This window comes from Micromonospora sp. MP36 (assembly GCF_008119785.1).
In the GTDB taxonomy this organism is placed as follows: domain Bacteria; phylum Actinomycetota; class Actinomycetes; order Mycobacteriales; family Micromonosporaceae; genus Micromonospora.
Genome location: NZ_VSFA01000001.1, coordinates 274,014 through 292,950, shown reverse-complemented (window position 1 = coordinate 292,950; position 18,937 = coordinate 274,014). Strand labels below are relative to the sequence as shown.

Genomic DNA, 18,937 nt, shown 5'->3' with positions numbered 1-18,937 from the left:
CGGGCAGGTTACCCGTTGAGGAACGCCGAGATCCGCTCCCGCAGGTCGGCGCGGTCGGACCAGAGGACGCCGGGCCGGTCGTACACGTGCAGGGTGGCCTGCGGCAGCGCGGCGGCCAACTGCTCGGCGACCGCCACCGGGTGCAGGTCGTCGCCGGCGCAGCCGATCACCAGCGCCGGAACGGTGACCCCGGCGAGCGCGTCGGGGGTCCGCAGCGGGGTCTGGTCCGGCAGGCTGGCCAGCCCCGGCGCGAGCCCGTCCCGGAGCAGTTGGTCCAGCCGTTGCCGCAGGTAGGCCCAGCCGGCCGGGGTGTTGCGGACGGCCGGCGGCAGCTCCAGCGACACCACGTCGGCCAGCGCGGAGGCGTCTCCCTCCGCCACCGCGTCGAGCAGATCGGTCAGCCGGACCCGGGCCACCTCGCCCCGCGGGGTGTCCAGCACGGCGGGCAGGAAGAAGACCAGCTTCTCGAAGCGTTCCGGGCTCTCGGCGAGCAGCCGGCACAACGCGCCCGCGCCGAGGCTCGCCCCGAAGGCCCGGGTGGCGCCGCCGAGGTCGGCGATCGCCCGCAGGTCGCGGGCCAGGTCCAGGTAGCTCCACGGCCCGGGCGGCGAGTCGGAGCGGCCGTGCCCACGGAACTGGAAGAAGATCTTCCGGCCGGTGACCCCGCTGCCGAACGGGCGGGTGATGGCGATGCCGTTGCCGAGCCCGTGGGCGAACACCGTCACCGGGTCACCGGTGCCGGTGACCAGCCGCTCCAGCCGTACGCCGTGCGGGGTGGTGACCAGTTCGGTCTCCGGCTCGGGCAGCGCCGGCCGGCCGGTGCGAGGGGCGCCGGGGCCGGGCCCCCAGGTGCGGGGGCCGCCGTCCGGTGGCGGGGGCCAGCGGAAGCTCCTCACCAGGAGCCCCGGCCGTCGTGCAGGTCGCGCAGCCCGACCCGGACGTCCAGCAGGTAGATCATCGCGGCCGCGATGCCGATCAGGGTGAAGATGCTCAGCACGCCGCCGCCGACGCCGAGCAGGGTGAGCACCAGGCAGACCGCCAGGATGGCGATCCAGCCGCCCTTGGGCAGGGTGCCGATCGCGGCGAACGCGTCGGAGCGCTGGGTGATCGCGTGGACCAGCGCCACCGCCTCGATCACCAGGGCGAAGACGAGCAGGATCAGCTCGATCACGTAGCGGACTTCGAACGCGAAGATCGGCGCGGCGTAGGCCATGTCGGCAAGCTTATGCCGAGACCCCGGAAAACGTCCGACAGGACGCTGTCCGGGGTCTCGGTCCAGCTTCGACTCACTCGGCGGCGGGCCGGGTCCGCTTCGTGGTCTTCGGCAGCTTCGCCGACGGGGTCGCCGACTTCGCCGCGGTGGCCCTGGTGGCGGTGGCCTTGGTGGCCCGGGTGCGCTTCACGGCGGCCGGCTTGGCCTCGGCGGCCGCGGCCACCTCGGTCGGGGTCGGCACCTCGGCCGGCGGGGTGACGCTCTCGGTCGCCTCGATGTCGGCGTTCACCGTGTCGGCGGCCTCCAGCACGCCCGCGCCGACGACCCGCTCACCGCGGGCGACCAGCTCGGCGTACGCGGCCACCGCCCGGGCCTGCGCGGCCTGGGCCCGCTCCTGGGCGCCGGCCAGCACGGCGGCGGCGTTGCGGCCGGCGGCCTCGCGGAGCTTGTCCAGGTCGAGGTCGGTCGGGACGGCCTTCTCCCGCAGCCCGGTCGCGGTCAGGTTGGCGGTCTTCAGCGTCTGGTTGGCGGTCTTCAGCGTCTCGGTGGCCTTCTGGCGCAGCTCGACACCGGTCACGACGGCCTTGCCGCCGAATTCGGCGACCACCCGGGTGCCGAGGTCGCTGACCGCGGCGGGCAGCTTGCGGAGCTGCTCGAGGGCCAGCTCGCCGGCGCCGGCGGCGGCGTAGAGCGGGGCCGGAATGCGGTTGGTCTTCGGCTGGGTCATAACTTCTCCTCCTCGGCCGCGCCGGCGGCCTTCCGGACCACCCGGTGGGCGGTCTTCCTGTCGGGGTCGGCGGTGGTCGGGGCGGGCGCGGGACCCGCCTCGGTGACGGCGACCGACTCGAGGACGGCCTCGGTCGGCGTGCCGCCCGGCGTCGCGGGGCCGGCCGTGGCCGGCGTGCTGGCGGCCGGGGCCGACGGCGCCGCGGCCGGCACGCCGGTCGACGGGGTCGGCTCGGTGGCCGCCGGGGTCGGCGCGGTGGCCGCGGTCGGCTCGGTGGCGCCCTGCGCCGCGGCGGTCGCCTCGGCGAGCCGGGCGTTCTCCCGGCGGAACGTCTCGTAGATCTGGGTGAGTGACTGTTTCTGGGCCATGGTGAGCTCGGGATCGACGGCGATCGCCGCGAGCACGCCCTGCCCCTCCTTGGCGTCCAGCAGCCCGGCGCGCAGGTACATCGCCGGGGTCGAGACGCGCAGCGCGCTGGCGAGTTGCTGGAGCACCTCGGCGCTCGGCTTGCGCAGGCCGCGCTCGATCTGACTGAGGTACGGGTTACTCACGCCGGCCTGCTCGGCGAGCTGCCGCAGCGAGATCTTCGCGTTGCGGCGCAGATCGCGAATGAACCCGCCGACGTCGGGAAGGTCCTTACCGGTGGCCATGACTCCACGCTAACGCGGGGCGCTAGCTACTGCAAGCAAAATGCTAACCAGAGTTAGCAGGGTCTCAGATAGCCGGTTGCGTGACCGGTGTCCGGTCCGTACCGTTCCCCCGTGGTCAAGATCGACGTGAATGGTGCGGTGCTCGCGTACGACGAGGTCGGCAGCGGCAGCCCGGTGGTGCTGCTCCACGCCGGCATCGCCGACCGGCGGATGTGGCGGGGCCAGCTGCCCGCGCTCGCCGCCCGACACCGGGTGATCGCCGTGGACCTCCGCGGCTACGGCGAGTCCGAGCTGCCACCGAGCCCGTTCGCGCACCACGACGACGTGATCGGGCTGCTGGACGCCCTGGGTGTCCCACGCGCCGCGCTGGTGGGCTGCTCGTTCGGCGGCAAGGTGGCGGTGGACGCCGCGCTGGCGTACCCGGACCGGGTCTCCGCGCTGGCCCTCTTCGGCGCCCCGGTCTCCGGCAACGAGTGGTCCGAGGAGACCGAACAGCTCTGGGACGAACTGATCGGCGAGGTCGATCCGGAGGACTTCGCCGCGACCGCGGCGGGCGAGGTGCGGTTCTGGGTGGTCGGCCCGACCCGCGGCCCCGAGGACGTCGATCCGGAGCTGATCCGGTTCGCCGACGAGATGGACCGGCGGGCCCTCGCCGCCGAACTGGCGCTCAGCGCCGTCGAGGTGGGCGAACTCGACCCGCCGGCGATCGGCCGGCTGGGTGAGCTGGCCATGCCGGTGCTGGTCGGCGCCGGCGCGGACGACCTCGCGGACCTGCGCCGGCTCGCCGACCGGATCGCCGCCGAGGCCCCGCACGGGGTGCGGCTGCCGGACGTCCCCGACGCCGCCCACCTGCTCCCGCTCGAACGCCCCGAACCGGTCAACGCCGCCCTGCTCGACTTCCTGCCCTGAGCCCTGCCGGACGCAGGCGTGTCACGCAGCTTCACGGAAAGAGTGGCTGTCCACTCTTTCCGTGAATCAGGCCCCAGGGCTACCAGAGCGGGCGGATGGCGCCGACCGGCAGGCCGCCGCCGAGCAGCGGCAGCTCGGCGTACTCGGCCAGCACCGGGGCCTCGACGCCGAGCCGGCGCAGCGCCGCCACCAGCACCGGCATCCGGGCCCGTCCGGCGCCGTCGTCGATCTTGAGGGCCACGGCGCCGATCCCCGGGACCGCCGCCGCGACGACACCCTCCGCGCCGACCTTCGCCAGCAGCCCGGGTACGCCGCGCATCAGCCGGGTGTCGTCCGCCTGGGTGCCGCCCACCAACTCCGGGTACGCCCGCATGGCGTCCGCCACCGTCCGCTCGACGGTGCCGGGCTCGGCGGAGACCAGCCGCAGGTACGCCCGGGCCAGCCCGGTCAGCGAGACGGCGAGCACGGGAGCGCCGCAGCCGTCCACCCCGACGGCCGCCGCCGTCTCCCCGGTGAACTCCTCGATCGCGGCGGCCAGCCGCTGCTGGAGCGGATGCTCGGGCCGCCAGTAGCCGTCCAGCGGCCAGCCGGCCGCGAGGCAGGTCAGCAGCATCCCGGTGTGCTTGCCGGAGCAGTTCATCCGGGTCCGCGTGGGCCCGCCGCCGGCCCGCAGCACCGCCTCCCGGGCCGCCTCGCCGACCGGCAGGTCCGGCGGGCAGTGCAGGGCCTCCTCGGTCAGTCCGGCGCCGCGTAGCAGCGCCGTGACCCGCTCGACGTGGAACTCCTCACCGGCATGGCTGGCCGAGACCAGCGCCACGTCGGCCGGTTCGGTCAGCGGCAGGCCGGCCCGGAGCATGCCGATCGCCTGCATCGGCTTGTTGGACGAGCGGGGGAAGATCGGCGAGGCCACGTCCCCCGCCCCGGCCACCGGTGCACCGGCGGCGTCGAGCACCGCCACGGAGCCACGGTGGATGCCCTCCACGAACCCGGACCGGACCACCTCGGCGAGCGGCACGCCGCCCTCGTACGTCTTTCCCACGAGGTGGACGGTACCGACGGGCGCGGCGGGCCCGTCACCGGGGTGACCAGCGGCGTCGGCCCTGGGCGTACAGGGGTGCCGGGCCTGCCGCGGCTTACATGCCGAGGAGCTGCCGGGCCTCGGTGGTGGTCAGCGGCGGACGCTGGGCGAGCTGGGCGAAGCCGACCGCGCGGGCGACCAGTTGCATGTTGGACTCGACCGGCTGGCCCTTGGCGTAGGTGACCGTGTCCTCCATGCCGACCCGCAGGTGGCCGCCGGCCGAGAGGGAGGCGAGCAGCACGGGGAGGGTGCTGCGGCCGATCCCGGTGGCCGAGAAGGTGGTGCCCTCCGGCAGGTCGCGCAGCATCTGCTGGGCGGCGACCAGGGTCGCCGTGCTGCCCGGCATGCCGCCCGGCACGCCCATCACGAAGTCGACGTGCACGTGCCCGCCGTGCGGCAGGCCGTACTTGCCGAGCAGGCGCTGGAGGGCGGTGAGGTGGCCGAGGTCGAAGATCTCGTACTCGGGGACGACGCCCTTCTCCTGCATCCGGGTGTGCAGGTCGACGATGAACTCCCAGCGGTTGAGGAAGACGTCGTCACCGAAGTTGACCGTGCCCATGGTGCAGGAGGCCATGTCCGGGCCGGCGTCCAGCACGGCCAGCCGGTCGGCCTCCGGGTCGGTCACCGCGCCGCCCGAGGAGAGCTGCACGATCAGGTCGGTGGTCTCCCGCAGCGCCGCGACGGTCTCGCGCAGCCGCCCCTGGTCGAGGGTGGGCTTCGCCTCGTCGTCGCGGATGTGGACGTGGATCACGGCGGCGCCGAGCGCCTCGCACTCCTTGGCGGTGAGCAGCAACTCGTCAAGGGTCACCGGCAGCGCCGGCACCTCCGCCTTCGCCGACTCCGCACCGGTGGGGGCAACCGTGATCAACGTCCCTGTGCTCATGCCGGCGATCCTAGACTCCCCACCCACCTCCGGTCGATGGCCGGAGCGGGCCGAGGCGGAAGAATCATGCCTGATCGGGCGCAGAGCCGAAAGAATTTCCGCCTTGCGGCCCTCGGCGAGGCACCCTTACGACGGCTCGATGGCGGCGGCGGCCTCGCCGACCAGCAGGCGGGCGTCCTCGGCGACGTTGCGCTTGACCACGGCGAGGGCGATCTGGCCCAGCTCGTGGTGCTGCACCGCGGTGCCGACGAAACCGACCGCCCGGCCGTCCAGGGTCACCGGGGTGCCGGCGGCCGGCAGCTGGTCGGTGGTCACCCCGTCCAGGTGCAACAGGACGAGGCGGCGCGGCGGCCGGCCCAGGTTGTGCACCCGGGCCACCGTCTCCTGCCCCCGGTAGCAGCCCTTGTCCAGGTGTACGGCCGGCGCGATCAGATCCACCTCGGCCGGGATCGTCCGGTGGTCGGTGTCCACCCCGACCCGCGGCCGCCGGGCGGCCACCCGGATCGCCTCGTACGCCCACAGCCCGGCCACCGGCACGCCGGCCCCCCGCAGCTCGTCCACCACCTGGGTCATCGCGTCCCGGGGCACCAGCAGGTCCACGCCGAGCGGCACCCGCCGGGCCCACCCGCCGACCGGCAGCGGCTTGACGTCGTACACCACGGAGGGCCGGGACGGCAGCTCGCCGGAGCGGAACTTCGGGCCCGGCACGGCGACGGCGTCCGGCGCCGCCAACCCGGTGACGCCGAGCGTGTCGAGCGCGCCGGTGGCCTCCGGCCCGACCAGCGAGAGCAGCGCGTGGTCGGCGGTCGCGTCGCGCGGGTCGACCTTGCTGAAGAACCGCATCTTCTCCAGGTACGACAGCAGCCCGGTGGTCATCCCCGGCTCGGTGTCCAGCCAGGTGGTCTCGCCGTCGTCGGCGACCATGGCGTGCTGCTCGAGGTGCCCGTGCGGAGAGAGGACGAGCAGCTCGGTGCCCTGCCAGGCGCCCAGCCCGGCGAGGTGCTGGCTGGTCAGGGTGTGCAACCAGCCGATCCGCTCCTCGCCCGGCACCGCCACCACACCCCGGTGCGAGCGGTCGACCAGGCCGACGCCGGTGGCCAGGGTGCGCTGCTCGCGCAGCGGGTCGCCGTAGTGGGCGGCCACCGGGCCAACCCCGGCCGCCCGGTGCACCGGCTCCGGCTGCTCCCGGGTCTCCTCGTCGATGGCCTCGGCGGCCACCGCTCCCGCGATGTCGATCATTTGCGTCCCCCGTCCTCGCACTGGCCGCAGACGCCGAAGAGCGCCACGTGCCCGATGTCCACCTGGAACCCCCGCTGTGCGGCCAACTGGTCGGCGAGCGGGCGGAGCAGCTCGGGCTCGATCTCGTCGATCGCGCCGCACTCCCGGCAGACCAGGTGGACGTGCTGGTGCTCGCCCGCCGCGTGGTAGGTCGGCGAGCCGTGGGACAGGTGGGTGTGCGTCACCAGCCCGAGCCGCTCCAGCAGCTCCAACGTCCGGTAGATGGTGGTGATGTTGACCCCGGCGGCCACCTCCCGGACCGCCGTGTGCACCTGCTCCGGCGTGGCGTGCCCCAGGTCCATCACCGCCTGCAGGACGAGCTGCCGCTGCGCCGTCAGCCGCAGCCCACGGGAGCGGAGCAGTTCCGCGAGGGAGGATTCGGACACCGTCCGATCATAGTTCGGCCACCGCACCGCCCCGCCCACACCGGCGGAGCCCCGCGCTGTCGACCGCGAGGTCGCCGGCGGCGTCGGGCGCGGCATCGCCGGCACCCTCATGATCCCGACGGGCCGGGGCGGCGTCAGCCGGCCACGCGGAGGAGGCGGGCGGAGAGGTGGGGGCTCAGGGGGTGGCCCATGGCGGCCATCTCCTGGGCGTACAGCAGGGCGCCCTCGACGATGCCGAAGAGGCGGGCACCGGCGGTGACCTCCTTGGCGGTGGCCGTCCGGAGCACCGCGTCGGTGGCGAACTCGATCTGGGTGCCCTTGCGCCGGCCGATGTGCAGCTCCATCACCCCGGTCGGCGTGCTCATCAGGGCTTCCACCTCGTCGGTGACCCGGTCGCCGTCCATCACCGGACGCCACCAGCCGACCTCACGGCCGGCCGGGCGGACCGGGCGGCTCTGCTCGTCGAGGATCCAGGCGCGGGACTCGTAGAGCAGGAACGGCCGGCCGTCGTGGCTGATCCGGATCTCCTGTGCGAAGTCGAAGTCCTCGATGGTCGGGAACCCGCCCCGGCCGCGCCCCCGCCACACCCCGATGTACGGCAGCAGGCCGTCCAGGCTCGGGTGCAGCTTCGGGCCGACGCGCAGGTCGTGGCTCTCCTCGTACGGGTACGGGTCGACCGGCGGCGCGTTCAGCCACGGCGGCGGCGCAAGTGGGTTGTCGCTCACCATTTTCCTCTCGAGATCTTCACGGCCAGATAGACCAGGCCACCGGCGAGCGCGCCCAGGCCGGCGACCAGCAGGCTGACGAACCCGATCTCGGTAACCATCCGGGCCATCCTATGCTGGGCGCCATGGCCCGTACTCTCGTCGTCAAGGCCACCGCCGGGGCGGACGCACCCGAGCGCTGCGCGCAGGCCTTCACCGTCGCCGCCACGGCGGCGGCCGCCGGGGTCGACGTGTCGCTCTGGCTGACCGGGGAGTCAACCTGGTTCGCGCTGCCCGGGCGGGCGCAGGAGTTCGAACTGCCGCACTCCGCGCCGCTGGCCGAACTGCTGCACGTGATCCTGGCCACCGGCAAGGTCACCGCCTGCACCCAGTGCGCCGCCCGGCGGGACATCGGCCAGGGTGACGTCATCCCCGGCGTACGCATCGCCGGCGCGGCCGTCTTCGTCGAGGAGGCGATGGCCGAGGGCGCCCAGGCCCTGGTCTACTGACGCCGCCCGGGCCGGCCCGGGACCGATGTCCACCTTGTGTGGAGCGCCGATAATGACCCGGCATGTCCGGCTGCTGCCTACGATTCGGATGTGGGTCAGGCGACCGAGGAGTTCTTCGCGGCACTGCCGAAGCGTGCCCCGGCGGTGCTGCGCGGGCCGGCCGGCGGCACCCTCCAGGTCGACCTGACCGCGGGCAACCGCACCGAGCACTGGTACCTGGAGCTGGCGCCCGGGTCGGTCCGGGTGAGCCGGGAGCAGCGGCTGGCGGACGCCACTTTCACGGTCGGTGCCGACCTGTTCGAGGAACTGGCCGAAGGCCGCGAGTCGGCCCTGGCGGCGGTGTTCCGCAACGAGGCCACGCTCAGCGGCAACGTGCTGCTGTTCCTCCTCTTCCGCCGGTTCTTCCCCGATCCGCCCGGCACCCGGGATCCCCGCGAGGTGGCCCGCGAGGTCGCCCGCGAACAGGCCGGACAGCCCGGATGACTCGGGTCAGCATCCTGGACGGCAACACGTTCCTGGTCAGCGACGAGCGCGGCGACATCGAGCCGTCCTTTGACTTCCCCACCGGGCTGTTCTCCTTCGACACCCGGTTCGTCTCCGCGTGGATACTCACCCTCGACGGCCAGCGACTGCAGCCGCTCTCCGTCGACGACTCCCAGTCGTACGCGACGCGCTTCTTCCTGGTCCCCGGCGAGCCGACGCACTACGTGGACGCCAAGGTCTCGGTGATCCGTAGCCGGGCGATCGGCGGCAGCTTCGGCGAGGAGCTGACCCTGATCAACCACTCGGAGCAGGAGAAGGAGTTCAGTCTCCGAATCGACATCGGCGCGGACTTCGCGGACGTCTTCGAGATCAAGCACCAGCGGCCGAAGAAGGGACGCACCACCCCGAGCGTGGCGGCGAACGAGCTCCGGCTGGTCTACCGGCGGGAGAATCTCCACCGGGAGACCGTGATCAGCACGAGCGCGCCGGCCGACATCGACGAGGGCGGCATGACCTTCCGGATCCGGGTCGGTCCGCACGGCGAGTGGGCCACCCGGTTGCAGGTCAGCACCGTCATCTACGGCGCCCGGGGCGAGGACATCCGGAGCACCCTGCCGCTGGGCGGGCACCGCACGGCCGCGGCGATCCACGCCGAGCAGAACGACCTGATCGAGCGGGCGCCGAAACTCGGCTGCGACTGCCAGCCGCTGGCCGGGGCGTACCGGCGCAGCCTCAACGACCTGGCCGCCCTCCGGTACGAGTCGATCGCGCTGGGGGTGCGGCTGCTCGCCGCCGGCCTGCCCTGGTTCATGACCCTCTTCGGCCGGGACAGCATCTTCACCTCGCTCCAGGTGCTGCCCTTCCTGCCCGGCCTGGTCCCGCCGACCATCCTCATGCTGGCCGGCCTGCAGGGCAGCCGGTTGGACGACTTCCGGGACGAGGAGCCCGGCAAGATCCTGCACGAACTGCGGTACGGCGAGACCGCCGGCTTCGAGGAGCAGCCGCACTCCCCGTACTACGGCTCAGCCGACTCGACCACGCTCTTCGTGATCCTGCTCGACGAGTACGAGCGGTGGACCGGGGACGCCACGCTGGTCCGGCAACTGGAGCACGAGACCCGGGCGGCGCTGAACTGGATCGACACGTACGGGGACCTGCTCGGCACCGGATACGTCTGGTACATGACCCGCAACCCGGAGACCGGCCTGCCCAACCAGTGTTGGAAGGACTCCTGGGACTCCGTCTCCTACGCCGACGGCCGGCTGCCCGGGTTCCCCCGGGCCACCTGCGAGCTCCAGGGGTACGCGTACGACGCCAAGCTGCGCGGCGCCCGGCTGGCCCGGACGTTCTGGAACGACCCCGCGTACGCCGACCGGCTGGAACGCGAGGCGGCGGAGCTGAAGGAGCGGTTCAACCGGGACTTCTGGATCCCGGATAAGGAGTACTACGCGATGGCCCTGGACCCGGAGGGACGGCACGTCGACGCCCTCTCGTCCAACATCGGCCACCTGCTGTGGAGCGGCATCGTGGACGAGTCACGGGCCGCCGCGGTGGCCGGTCACCTGCTCGGGCCGCGCCTCTTCTCCGGGTGGGGGGTGCGTACCCTCGCCGACGACCAGGGCCGCTACAACCCGATCGGCTACCACGTCGGCACGGTCTGGCCGTTCGACAACTCGTTCATCGCCTGGGGGCTGATGAAGTACGGCTTCCGGGAGGAGGCCGGCCGGATCTGCGACGGGATGCTCGCCGCGTCCCGCTACTTCGACGGGCGGCTCCCCGAGGCGTTCGCCGGCTACGAGCGCACCCTCACCGACTACCCGGTGCAGTACCCGACCGCGTGCAGCCCGCAGGCCTGGTCGTCCGGCACGCCGCTGCTGCTGCTCCGGGTGATGCTCGGCCTGGAGCCGCAGGGCGAGCACCTGATCATCGATCCCGCCCTGCCCGAGGGGATCGGCCGGGTGGAGGTGCTCGACATCCCGGGCCGGTGGGGCCGGGTGGACGCCCTGGGCCGCAGCCGCGGCCCGCACGACCACAGCCACTGACGTTCGCACCCCGGCGGCCCCGCCACCTCCTCGGCCGGGAGGCGCGGTCCGGAGGGCCCGGGTCGGCCGAACCAGGCGGTCAGCGGGTCGAGGCCGCCAGCCCGGGAGCGGCCCCGGGTCGGCCGGACCGGGCGTCAGCCGGCGCAGCCGGTCGAGGCAGCCAGCCTTAGCTGGTCGCCGGTGGCGTCGGCCAGCACGGCCACCGGCCCGGCCCGGTAGGCGTACGTCTCGGGACGGTCGACCACGGCGACGCCGAGCGGGCGCAGCGGCGCCAGCGACACCGGCTTGCCGCCGGCCGCGGCGCTGACCGTCCGGGCGGTCCCGCCCGCCGGGCAGGGCGCCACGACCACCTCGGCAGGTGGCGGGCCGGAGCGGCCCAGCGCCCGCAGCGCCGCCCCCAGCTCCGGTGCGACGGCGGGCGCCGGCCGCGGCTCGGCGTACGCGGGGTCGACGGGACGGCAGCCGGTCGCGGCAGAGAGTCGGACCCGTCCGTCGGCCACCACCCGCCCGTCGACCGCCACGAACTCCCCCGCGTCGGCGCGCAGCCGGGGACCGCCCGACGCGGCACCGACCCCGGCCCACCAGTCGGCCGGCAGTCGTTGCGCCACCCGCTCCAGCAGGGCCCGCTCGCTGCCGACGGCGACCAGCACGTCTAGGCCCCGGGTCAGTGTCGCCCCGTCGGCCAGCGGGGTGACCCGGCAGCCCCGGCGCAGCTGGGCCGGGGTCAGCTCCCAGGCCTCGCCGTCCACGGCGGCCACCAGGCGCCCCACCGCGCCGTCCACCACCGGAATCGCCTGGCCCAGGCTGCGCTGCTCCTTCACGGTCGGCGGGTCGTGCCGCACCGACCACCAGGTCAGCCCGGCGAGCAGCACCGCCCACGCCGCCGCCGCGGCCACCAGCCAACGCAGCCCGCGCCGCCCCGGGGCCGGCTGGTCGGGACGGGTCGGCGGGGCGTACCCCGCCTGGACAGCACCACTCACCGGGCCATCGTGTCACGCGGCGGCGAGCCCCGGCCTGGCGGTGCCAGGTCGCCGATCTGGCGGTGTCGCACGGCCGCGGCCCCCACCACATCGCCGACCCGCAGTCGATCAATCCCGAGCCGGCCTGACCGGGCCAGGCCGGGCGGGAGCGCCCCGGAACGACCCGTGGCCCGCCGCCCTGGGGGGCAGGGCGACGGGCCACGGGTCGGTCAGAGCGTGGGTCAGGCGGCGACCGTCACGGCCACCTCGTTGATCCCGCGAGCGGCGGTGACGGCGGTGTCGCCGTTGCCGTGCCGGGAGAGCGCCCGCAGGGTCCAGTTGCCCGGCGCGGCGAAGAACCGGAACTGGCCGGCCGGGGAGGTCACCACCTCGGCGGTGAACTCGCCGGTCGAGTCGAGCAGCCGGACGTACGCGCCCGGCACGACCTCGCCGGACTCGGCCTTGACCAGGCCGGTGATGACGGTCTCCTTCTCCAGGTCCAGGCTGGCCGGCAGCGGCGCGGCCTGGTCGGGAGCAGCGCAACCGGCGGCGGTGGCAGCCGTTGCCGCAGTGGAAGCAGTCATGGTGATCAGGCCTCCCCCGGCTCGTCGCCGAGCGCGACCGGCACGCCGACCAGCGAGCCGTACTCGGTCCACGAGCCGTCGTAGTTCTTCACGTTCCGGTGGCCGAGCAGCTCCTGGAGCACGAACCAGGTGTGCGAGGAGCGCTCGCCGATCCGGCAGTAGGCGATCGTCTCCTTGCTGTCGTCCAGCCCGGCGTCCGCGTAGATCCTGCGCAGCTCGTCGTCGGACTTGAAGGTGCCGTCCTCATTGGCCGCCTTGGACCACGGCACGCTGATCGCGGTCGGCACGTGGCCGGCCCGCTGGGCCTGCTCCTGCGGCAGGTGGGCGGGGGCGAGCAGCCGGCCCGCGTACTCGTCGGGGCTGCGCACGTCGACCAGGTTCTTGGTGCCGATCGCGGCGACCACCTCGTCGCGGAAGGCGCGGATCGAGGTGTCCGGCTCGCTCGCGACGTACTGCGTCCGCGGGCGCTCCACCCGGTCGGTGACCAGCGGGCGGGCGTCCAGCTCCCACTTCTTGCGACCGCCGTCGAGCAGCTTCACGTCACGGTGACCGTAGAGCTTGAAGTACCAGTACGCGTACGCGGCGAACCAGTTGTTGTTGCCGCCGTAGAGGACGACGACGTCGTCGTTGCCGATGCCCCGGTCCGAGAGCAGCGCCTCGAACTGGGTCTTGTTGACGAAGTCCCGGCGCACCGGGTCCTGGAGGTCAGTCCTCCAGTCGAGCTTGACGGCGCCGGCGATGTGGCCGGTGTCGTAGGCCGACGTGTCCTCGTCGACCTCGACGAAGACGACGCCCGGGGCGTCGATGTTCTTCTCGGCCCACTCGGCCGAGACGAGTGCGGTGTCGCGACTCATCAGATCACTCCCTGGTGAGGACGGATGGTGAGCCTGCGCGCGGAGATCGAAGTCGGTAGTTGTCGCACCACGCGCGGGACCCAGAGCTAGGAACGGATCACGGGTACGTGCGACGGCGCCGCTGCCGGGCGATCAAGGGAAACCGGAGGGTACGCGGACCCTGTGTGCCGGTGGCCGCTAGGCGGCCGAGGACAGCCCCGCCGTCAGATGACGGGGCGACACAGGCAGGTGGCCACGCGGCACAGGTCGACCGCGCGCCGTTTGGTGAGGAGCGTCCCCATGGGGAGGGACACTACCAGCCGCTCCGGCCGGCGCCACCGGTCCGACCAGCATCCGGGACACGGCACCAGCCCGGACAACGCCGACGGCCCGACCGGTGGTCGGGCCGTGAGTAGGGATTCCGTCAGCTGGCGGAGTTGATCGGCACGTTCTTCGCGTCGGCGGTGACCACCAGGCCCTCCGGCTTCGGTTCCACCTTCCGGACAGCGAGCTGGAACGGCAGCTCGGGCAGGGGCACGTTGATCGAGATGCTCCGGGCGTAGTTGGCCAGCAGCGCCTTGGCCATGGGCAGGTTCGGCAGGCCCTCGGCGGTCAGGTCGTTGAACCGCAGCGCCACCTTGCCTCCGGCGACCGTCAGGTCGGCGGTGCCGTGGACGGTGAGCTTGACGCCGAGGATGTCCGCCGGAGCGGTGACCGTGAGCTTGCCGTCCCGCTCGCCGAGGGTGAGCCCCGGCCGGTCGAGCATCTTCGCCAGGCTGTCGTAGCTGATGGTGGCGCGACCGTCGACGCTCTCGGCGACCACGTCACCCTGGCCGGACCGGAGGGTGTCCAGCGACGCCCGCACGTTGCGGGCGTCCACGTCCAGCCGCGGCACACTGACCGCGTCGCCCTGCACGGAGCCCGTCACGTCGGTCAGCACGATCGAGATGTGCTGGTACTTTCCGGCGACCACCTGGGTGAGGAACGGGAAGCCGGCCACGTCGACCTTGGGCGGCGCGGACTGCACGTCCTGCTTGGCGACCTCCTGCCGCACCTGGTCGGCGATGGCGCGCTCGGCCACGCCGGCGGCCGCCCGGTCGGCGACCACCAGCAGCCCGGCCAGGACCAGCAGCAGGACGACGAAACCGATCAGCACCTTCCGGCCCCGTCGTCGGGGCCGGTCCTCGTACGCCGGGTACGCCTCTGCCACGCCGCCTCCTGTCCTCGCTGCCGGTCGCGAGATCCGCGCTGTCGTCCTCTCGGGGCGCAACGGTACTTACCCGAGGCGTGAAATCCCCAACCGCACGCTCAGAGGAAGAGCACGCACATGGCGTACGCGGCCGGCGCGGCGAGCGCGAAGCCGCCCAGTGGCCCCTGCATGTGCCGGGCGATCCACATGGTGGGCGGCTCGCCGGCCATCAGCCGGCCCGCCTCGGCGTACCCGACGGCGAGGTCGGCCAGCACGGCGGTGGCCGCCGTGACCAGCCCGACCAGGGCGGCGCTGGTGGGGGTGAAGCCGACCAGGTAGCTACCGAACACCGCGCTGGTCAGGGTGCCGAGCATGGCGCCCACGACCACGCCGGCAGCCCCCCGGGGCACCTGCGGGGCGAGCCGGGGCCAGGGCGCCACCGCGTCGGTCAGCCGAGCCACCAGGAGCGCGACACCGGTGGCGGTGAGGCAGACGGTGATCGCCTGGGTCCCCTTCGGGATCCGGCTGAGCACGATCAGGCTGGCGAACGCGACCACGCCCACCACGATCAGCAGGGTGCTGCCGAGCGAGTCGGTCACCCGGACCCGGTCCACCCGGCGGACGAGCTGGCCGAGCACGCCGAGCACGAAGCCAGCGGCCGCGGCGTACCCGAGCGGGGCCAGGCCGGCGATCTCCGACTGCACCGCGGCGGCGTCGGCGATCGCGGCCACCCCGGCGCTGACCAGCGCGACCACCAGCAGCGCCGGCGGGCGCATGGCCATCGTCCAGGCGAGCACGAAGAGCAGTTGGACGCCGAAGACGATGAACGCGAAGGGCAGCCGGTGCCCCGGGCCGGCGGTCTGCGCGCCGAGCACCAGGCCGACGCCGAGCAGCGCGGCGAAGCCCGCGACGGTCAGCGCCAGCGGTCGGCGGACCGGGACCGGGGGCACCTCCTCCACGGCCTCGTCGGCGGACTCGGGGTCCGGGCGTCGCCCCGGGCCGCCCTTGCGGAGCCGGCGCGGGCCCGTCCGTTCGGTCCGCTCCTCGCCGTCCGTCGGACCAGTGCGCGGACCCGGCGGATAGCCACGGGACGGGCCGGCCGGCCCCGGACGCGCGTCGTCGGCCCACGGGTCGCGGCCCGTGTCGGGCGAGGTGGAGGGAAACACGCCCCGATCGTGCCAGACCCGGCGGCTCCGGCGGAGGTCACGGTTTCGGCAACGTTAAAACCTGGGCCGCGATCGAGGGCAGATCGGACAAACGGGAAATCGTACGGAAGCCGGATCCGGTCGATCCGTTACGCTCAAGCCGTTAGTCGCCCGTCAGCGACGCCGGGTCCCACGCAAGTTCGCAGTGCCACCCCGCCCGGGAGTGTCGCTGGTCACGCGCGGCCGAGGCCGCCGGGGGACGGAGGTGATCGTGTGGAGATCCTGCTGCTGGTGACCGCCCGCGCGGGGGAACCATCGGCGGTGCTGCCGGCGCTCGACCTGCTGCCGCACTCGGTCCGCACCGCGCCCCGCGACGTCCGCACGCTGGTGTCCGGCCCGACCCCGGACGCCGTCCTGGTGGACGCCCGCTCCGAGCTGAGCGAGGCCCGCGCGACCTGCCGGATGCTGCACGCCACCGGGCTGGGGGTGCCGCTGGTCGCCGTGGTCACCGAGGCCGGCCTGATCGCGCTGAACGCCGACTGGGGCGTGGACGACGTCATCCTGGCCGGGGCGGGACCGGCCGAGGTGGAGGCGCGGCTGCGGCTCGCGGTCGGCCGGCTCAGCAACGCGACGGCCGGCGCCGGCGGCTCGATCCGGGCCGGCGAGCTCACCATCGACCCGGACACCTACGCGGCCAAGCTCAAGGGCCGCCCGCTCGACCTCACCTACAAGGAGTTCGAGCTGCTGAAGTTTCTCGCCCAGCATCCGGGCCGGGTGTTCACCCGCGACCAACTGCTCCGCGAGGTCTGGGGCTACGACTACTTCGGCGGCACCCGGACGGTCGACGTGCACGTCCGGCGGCTGCGCGCCAAGCTCGGCTCGGAGTACGAGTCGATGATCGGCACCGTGCGCCAGGTGGGCTACAAGTTCGTCGTGCCGCCGTCGCGCTCGCTGCCGGAGTCGGAGACCGCACCCCTGCCAGTCTGACCGGAAACCTCTTCTGTTTCCCTCTTTCGTGAAGCTTCCTCCCTTCTGACCCTTTTGCCCTCTTGGCCGAGATTATCCTGAGTCAAATTCGGACAAAGGGGGCGGCAATGCGTACGGGGATCAGGGAGAAGCGCACAGGCCGACACGGCGAGCCCGACGGGCGGTGCCGGTGATGTCGGCCAAGACACTACGCCGGATCGCGACCGTGACCCTGGTGCTGGCCGCGCTGCTCGGCTCGTCGTTCGCGATCGGCCACAGCCTGATGGCCCAGCTGGCACCCCCGCCCACCGGGGCGACCGCCAACGTCAACAGCACGCACTACGCCGACCAGCCACCCCCCACCCGCCCCTCCGCCTCGCCGTCCGCCAGCCCGAGCCCGTCCGAGCGGGACCGCCAGCCGCAGGGTGACCCGGACGGGCCGTTCGGCGCCATGGTCACCACCGGGTCGTCCCGGGTGGCGCTGACCTTCGACGACGGGCCCGACCCGCAGTACACCCCGCAGGTGCTCGCCCTGCTCAGGCAGTACCGGGTGAAGGCCACCTTCTGCGTGGTGGGGGAGAACGCGGAGAGCAACCCGGACCTGGTCCAGGCGATCGTGTCCGAGGGGCACACCCTCTGCAACCACTCCTGGAACCACGACGTGAGCCTGGGCGACCGGTCGCCGGGGACGATCCGGGACGACCTGCTGCGGACCGACGCGGCGATCCGGGCGGCGGCGCCGAACGCGCGGGTCGCGTACTACCGGCAGCCCGGTGGGGCCTGGACGTCCCAGGTCGTGTCGGTCGCCGAGGAGTTGGGCATGGTCCCGCTGCACTGGGCGGTGGACCCGGTGGACTGGTCGATGCCCGGCGCGGCGCAGATCGCCGATACGGTGCTGACCCAGACTGCCCCCGGCTCGATCGTGCTGATGCACGACGCCGGCGGCGACCGGTCGGGCACCGTCGAGGCGTTGCAGTACCTGCTGCCCGAGCTGCTGCGCCGGTTCCAGCTGGAGGCGCTGCCCACCGGCACCACGTGACGACCACCACGGGCCAGCGCGGGCGTCGGGCCGGATCGGCGGCCCGCCGCCCGCTACGGTGACGGGATGAGCGAGCGGCAGCGAGCGAATCGTCAGCACAGTGCCGTGGTGCCTCATGCCGCCGCCGAGCGCAGCGAGGCGGCGGCATGAGCAGCACCGAGCCGACCGCCGACCGGGTCGTCCGCGCCGACCGGCTGGCGCCGGTCGAGGTGGCCGAGGTGCTGGCGCTGGCCCGCGTCGCCGGAGACGCCGACGGCGCCGACCCGCTCGACGAGCACGTGCTGCTGCGGCTGCGGGAGCCGGAGGCGGCCGCCGTGCACCTCACCGCCCGGGCCACCGACAACACCCTCACCGGGTACGCCCACCTGGACACCACCGACCCGGCGAACGGCATCGGGGTGGAGATGGTGGTGCATCCGACGTACCGCCGGCGCGGCACCGGACGGGCGCTGGCCCGGGGCGTGCTGGCCGCGGCGTCCGGGCCGCTGCGCGCCTGGGCGCACGGCGACCACCCGTCGGCCGCGGCGCTCGCGGTCGACCTGGGCTTCGCCCGCGCCCGGGTGCTCTGGCAGCTGCGCCGCCCGCTGACCACGGCCCTGCCCGAGCCTGCGCTGCCAGACGGGGTCGAGCTGCGTGTCTTCCGCCCCGGCGAGGACGACGAGGCGTGGCTGGCGCTCAACAACGCCGCCTTTGCCGCGCACCCCGAGCAGGGCCGGTGGACCCTGGCCGACCTGCGGGTACGCCTCGCCGAGCCGTGGTTCGACCCGGCCGGTTTCCTGCTCGCCGTGGAGTCGTCCACCGGCCGGCTGCTCGGCTTCCACTGGACCAAGGTGCACGAGCGGCCCGGCTCGACCCCGATCGGCGAGGTCTACGTGCTCGGGGTGTCCCCGACCGCGCACCGGGGCGGGCTCGGCCGGGCGCTCACCACCGCCGGGCTGGCGTATCTGCGGGACCGGCGCGGGCTGGACCGGGTGATGCTCTACGTCGACGAGTCGAACACCGGGGCGGTCGCGCTCTACGAGCGGCTCGGCTTCGCCCGCTGGTCCGCGCACGTCAACTACCAGCTCGGCTGACCCCGTCGCCGACGTCGACAGGACCGGACAGCACGCATCACGGGACCATCACGGTGACGTTCCGGGGCGATCCCGCGCCGCCCGACGTATGGCGATAAAGGGGACACCTCCCCGCCAGTTCATGTAATGGACAACACACACTCAGCTGGCCGTCGTTCCACGGAGCGAGCCTGTTCATCTTCCGTTCACTTCTGACCGGCGAACCGTCTACCTGGCACTTCTAGCTTCATCTTCAGCCGGTCAGCGCCGGCACCCGGCCTCCCGGACCGGGCGACCTGACAAAGACG

23 protein-coding genes are annotated in these 18,937 nt (G+C 73.5%); 7 read left to right on the top strand and 16 right to left on the bottom strand.

Annotated elements, in window-relative coordinates; translation table 11 throughout:
* Positions 1 to 8: 8 nt before the first annotated feature.
* The 4 genes from FXF52_RS01375 to FXF52_RS01360 all read right to left on the bottom strand — a co-directional run bounded on the left by FXF52_RS01375 (position 9) and on the right by FXF52_RS01360 (position 2,590).
* Positions 9 to 896 (bottom strand): alpha/beta fold hydrolase, encoded by an 888-nt coding sequence (locus FXF52_RS01375; RefSeq protein ID WP_148793273.1) that lies wholly within the window; start codon positions 894 to 896, stop codon positions 9 to 11.
* Positions 893 to 1,213: a DUF2516 family protein gene (locus tag FXF52_RS01370; protein ID WP_148793272.1), complete on the bottom strand. Its 321-nt coding sequence runs from the start codon at positions 1,211 to 1,213 to the stop codon at positions 893 to 895. Before FXF52_RS01370 ends, FXF52_RS01375 begins: the two co-directional genes overlap by 4 nt.
* Before the next feature lie 73 nt (positions 1,214 to 1,286).
* Positions 1,287 to 1,940, bottom strand: a complete 654-nt coding sequence (locus FXF52_RS01365) for a hypothetical protein (RefSeq protein ID WP_148793271.1) — start codon at positions 1,938 to 1,940, stop codon at positions 1,287 to 1,289.
* A complete protein-coding gene (locus FXF52_RS01360) occupies positions 1,937 to 2,590 on the bottom strand; it encodes a helix-turn-helix domain-containing protein (RefSeq protein ID WP_148793270.1) in 654 nt (217 codons plus the stop codon). Before FXF52_RS01360 ends, FXF52_RS01365 begins: the two co-directional genes overlap by 4 nt.
* 111 nt (positions 2,591 to 2,701) lie before the next feature.
* Here FXF52_RS01360 and FXF52_RS01355 point away from each other — a divergent pair, with 111 nt between their 5' ends.
* A complete protein-coding gene (locus FXF52_RS01355) occupies positions 2,702 to 3,499 on the top strand; it encodes an alpha/beta fold hydrolase (protein WP_148793269.1) in 798 nt (265 codons plus the stop codon).
* A gap of 79 nt (positions 3,500 to 3,578) precedes the next feature.
* On the opposite strand, the gene FXF52_RS01350 is transcribed toward FXF52_RS01355, so the two are convergent.
* The 6 genes from FXF52_RS01350 to mtfM form a co-directional block, all read right to left on the bottom strand.
* Positions 3,579 to 4,538, bottom strand: a complete 960-nt coding sequence (locus tag FXF52_RS01350) for an asparaginase (RefSeq protein ID WP_148793268.1) — start codon at positions 4,536 to 4,538, stop codon at positions 3,579 to 3,581.
* A 94-nt stretch (positions 4,539 to 4,632) separates the two neighbouring features.
* The gene (locus FXF52_RS01345; RefSeq protein WP_148793267.1) at positions 4,633 to 5,460 is read right to left on the bottom strand and encodes a 3-keto-5-aminohexanoate cleavage protein; all 828 of its coding nucleotides are present in this window, start codon (positions 5,458 to 5,460) and stop codon (positions 4,633 to 4,635) included.
* 126 nt (positions 5,461 to 5,586) lie between these two features.
* On the bottom strand, positions 5,587 to 6,699 hold the full coding sequence (locus FXF52_RS01340; protein WP_148793266.1) for a folate-binding protein YgfZ: 1,113 nt from the start codon (positions 6,697 to 6,699) through the stop codon (positions 5,587 to 5,589).
* A complete protein-coding gene (locus tag FXF52_RS01335; protein ID WP_073834482.1) occupies positions 6,696 to 7,124 on the bottom strand; it encodes a Fur family transcriptional regulator in 429 nt (142 codons plus the stop codon). The genes FXF52_RS01340 and FXF52_RS01335 overlap by 4 nt, the downstream gene beginning before the upstream one ends.
* 134 nt (positions 7,125 to 7,258) lie before the next feature.
* Positions 7,259 to 7,852 carry an FABP family protein gene (locus FXF52_RS01330; protein WP_148793265.1) on the bottom strand — a complete coding sequence of 198 codons (594 nt, stop codon included), beginning with the start codon at positions 7,850 to 7,852 and terminating at the stop codon, positions 7,259 to 7,261.
* Positions 7,846 to 7,950 (bottom strand): small membrane protein MtfM, encoded by a 105-nt coding sequence (gene mtfM / locus FXF52_RS43800; RefSeq protein ID WP_274534545.1) that lies wholly within the window; start codon positions 7,948 to 7,950, stop codon positions 7,846 to 7,848. The genes FXF52_RS01330 and mtfM overlap by 7 nt, the downstream gene beginning before the upstream one ends.
* Before the next feature lie 12 nt (positions 7,951 to 7,962).
* Here mtfM and FXF52_RS01325 point away from each other — a divergent pair, with 12 nt between their 5' ends.
* From FXF52_RS01325 to FXF52_RS01315, 3 genes are all read left to right on the top strand, one after another.
* Positions 7,963 to 8,337: a DsrE family protein gene (locus FXF52_RS01325; protein ID WP_148793264.1), complete on the top strand. Its 375-nt coding sequence runs from the start codon at positions 7,963 to 7,965 to the stop codon at positions 8,335 to 8,337.
* A 90-nt stretch (positions 8,338 to 8,427) separates the two neighbouring features.
* Entirely contained in the window at positions 8,428 to 8,820 is a 393-nt protein-coding gene (locus FXF52_RS01320) for an SCP2 sterol-binding domain-containing protein (RefSeq protein ID WP_148793263.1), read from the top strand.
* Positions 8,817 to 10,862 carry a glycogen debranching N-terminal domain-containing protein gene (locus FXF52_RS01315; RefSeq protein ID WP_148793262.1) on the top strand — a complete coding sequence of 682 codons (2,046 nt, stop codon included), beginning with the start codon at positions 8,817 to 8,819 and terminating at the stop codon, positions 10,860 to 10,862. Before FXF52_RS01320 ends, FXF52_RS01315 begins: the two co-directional genes overlap by 4 nt.
* A 134-nt stretch (positions 10,863 to 10,996) precedes the next feature.
* Here FXF52_RS01315 and FXF52_RS01310 read toward each other — a convergent pair whose 3' ends face one another.
* From FXF52_RS01310 to FXF52_RS01290, 6 genes are all read right to left on the bottom strand, one after another.
* Positions 10,997 to 11,842 (bottom strand): hypothetical protein, encoded by an 846-nt coding sequence (locus FXF52_RS01310; protein WP_148793261.1) that lies wholly within the window; start codon positions 11,840 to 11,842, stop codon positions 10,997 to 10,999.
* 221 nt (positions 11,843 to 12,063) lie between these two features.
* Positions 12,064 to 12,405, bottom strand: a complete 342-nt coding sequence (locus tag FXF52_RS01305) for a DUF1416 domain-containing protein (RefSeq protein ID WP_148793260.1) — start codon at positions 12,403 to 12,405, stop codon at positions 12,064 to 12,066.
* 5 nt (positions 12,406 to 12,410) lie between these two features.
* Complete coding sequence (locus FXF52_RS01300) at positions 12,411 to 13,259, bottom strand: sulfurtransferase (protein ID WP_148793259.1); 849 nt, start codon at positions 13,257 to 13,259, stop codon at positions 12,411 to 12,413.
* 203 nt (positions 13,260 to 13,462) lie between these two features.
* Positions 13,463 to 13,540 (bottom strand): Ms5788A family Cys-rich leader peptide, encoded by a 78-nt coding sequence (locus FXF52_RS43955; protein ID WP_311202345.1) that lies wholly within the window; start codon positions 13,538 to 13,540, stop codon positions 13,463 to 13,465.
* 122 nt (positions 13,541 to 13,662) lie between these two features.
* Positions 13,663 to 14,448, bottom strand: a complete 786-nt coding sequence (locus FXF52_RS01295; RefSeq protein WP_148793258.1) for a DUF2993 domain-containing protein — start codon at positions 14,446 to 14,448, stop codon at positions 13,663 to 13,665.
* A 98-nt stretch (positions 14,449 to 14,546) separates the two neighbouring features.
* Entirely contained in the window at positions 14,547 to 15,593 is a 1,047-nt protein-coding gene (locus FXF52_RS01290) for a hypothetical protein (RefSeq protein ID WP_148793257.1), read from the bottom strand.
* Positions 15,594 to 15,845: 252 nt separating this feature from the next.
* Between FXF52_RS01290 and FXF52_RS01285 the strand changes: the two genes are divergently transcribed.
* The 3 genes from FXF52_RS01285 (at position 15,846) to mshD (ending at position 18,650) form a co-directional block, all read left to right on the top strand.
* Positions 15,846 to 16,559, top strand: a complete 714-nt coding sequence (locus FXF52_RS01285) for a response regulator transcription factor (RefSeq protein ID WP_148793256.1) — start codon at positions 15,846 to 15,848, stop codon at positions 16,557 to 16,559.
* A 172-nt stretch (positions 16,560 to 16,731) separates the two neighbouring features.
* A complete protein-coding gene (locus FXF52_RS01280) occupies positions 16,732 to 17,577 on the top strand; it encodes a polysaccharide deacetylase family protein (protein ID WP_148793255.1) in 846 nt (281 codons plus the stop codon).
* Between the two features lie 146 nt (positions 17,578 to 17,723).
* Positions 17,724 to 18,650, top strand: a complete 927-nt coding sequence (mshD, locus tag FXF52_RS01275) for a mycothiol synthase (RefSeq protein WP_148793254.1) — start codon at positions 17,724 to 17,726, stop codon at positions 18,648 to 18,650.
* Positions 18,651 to 18,937: the final 287 nt, after the last annotated feature.

Coding starts and splice junctions, on each gene's coding strand:
- FXF52_RS01300 (WP_148793259.1), bottom strand. CDS start 13,259: ATGAGTCGCGACACCGCACTCGTCTCGGCCGAGTGGGCCGAGAAGAAC.
- FXF52_RS01305 (WP_148793260.1), bottom strand. CDS start 12,405: ATGACTGCTTCCACTGCGGCAACGGCTGCCACCGCCGCCGGTTGCGCT.
- FXF52_RS01325 (WP_148793264.1), top strand. CDS start 7,963: ATGCTGGGCGCCATGGCCCGTACTCTCGTCGTCAAGGCCACCGCCGGG.
- FXF52_RS01280 (WP_148793255.1), top strand. CDS start 16,732: ATGTCGGCCAAGACACTACGCCGGATCGCGACCGTGACCCTGGTGCTG.
- FXF52_RS01330 (WP_148793265.1), bottom strand. CDS start 7,852: ATGGTGAGCGACAACCCACTTGCGCCGCCGCCGTGGCTGAACGCGCCG.
- FXF52_RS01370 (WP_148793272.1), bottom strand. CDS start 1,213: ATGGCCTACGCCGCGCCGATCTTCGCGTTCGAAGTCCGCTACGTGATC.
- FXF52_RS43955 (WP_311202345.1), bottom strand. CDS start 13,540: ATGGGGACGCTCCTCACCAAACGGCGCGCGGTCGACCTGTGCCGCGTG.
- FXF52_RS01360 (WP_148793270.1), bottom strand. CDS start 2,590: ATGGCCACCGGTAAGGACCTTCCCGACGTCGGCGGGTTCATTCGCGAT.
- mtfM (WP_274534545.1), bottom strand. CDS start 7,950: ATGGTTACCGAGATCGGGTTCGTCAGCCTGCTGGTCGCCGGCCTGGGC.
- FXF52_RS01315 (WP_148793262.1), top strand. CDS start 8,817: ATGACTCGGGTCAGCATCCTGGACGGCAACACGTTCCTGGTCAGCGAC.
- FXF52_RS01340 (WP_148793266.1), bottom strand. CDS start 6,699: ATGATCGACATCGCGGGAGCGGTGGCCGCCGAGGCCATCGACGAGGAG.
- FXF52_RS01345 (WP_148793267.1), bottom strand. CDS start 5,460: ATGAGCACAGGGACGTTGATCACGGTTGCCCCCACCGGTGCGGAGTCG.
- FXF52_RS01365 (WP_148793271.1), bottom strand. CDS start 1,940: ATGACCCAGCCGAAGACCAACCGCATTCCGGCCCCGCTCTACGCCGCC.
- mshD (WP_148793254.1), top strand. CDS start 17,724: ATGAGCAGCACCGAGCCGACCGCCGACCGGGTCGTCCGCGCCGACCGG.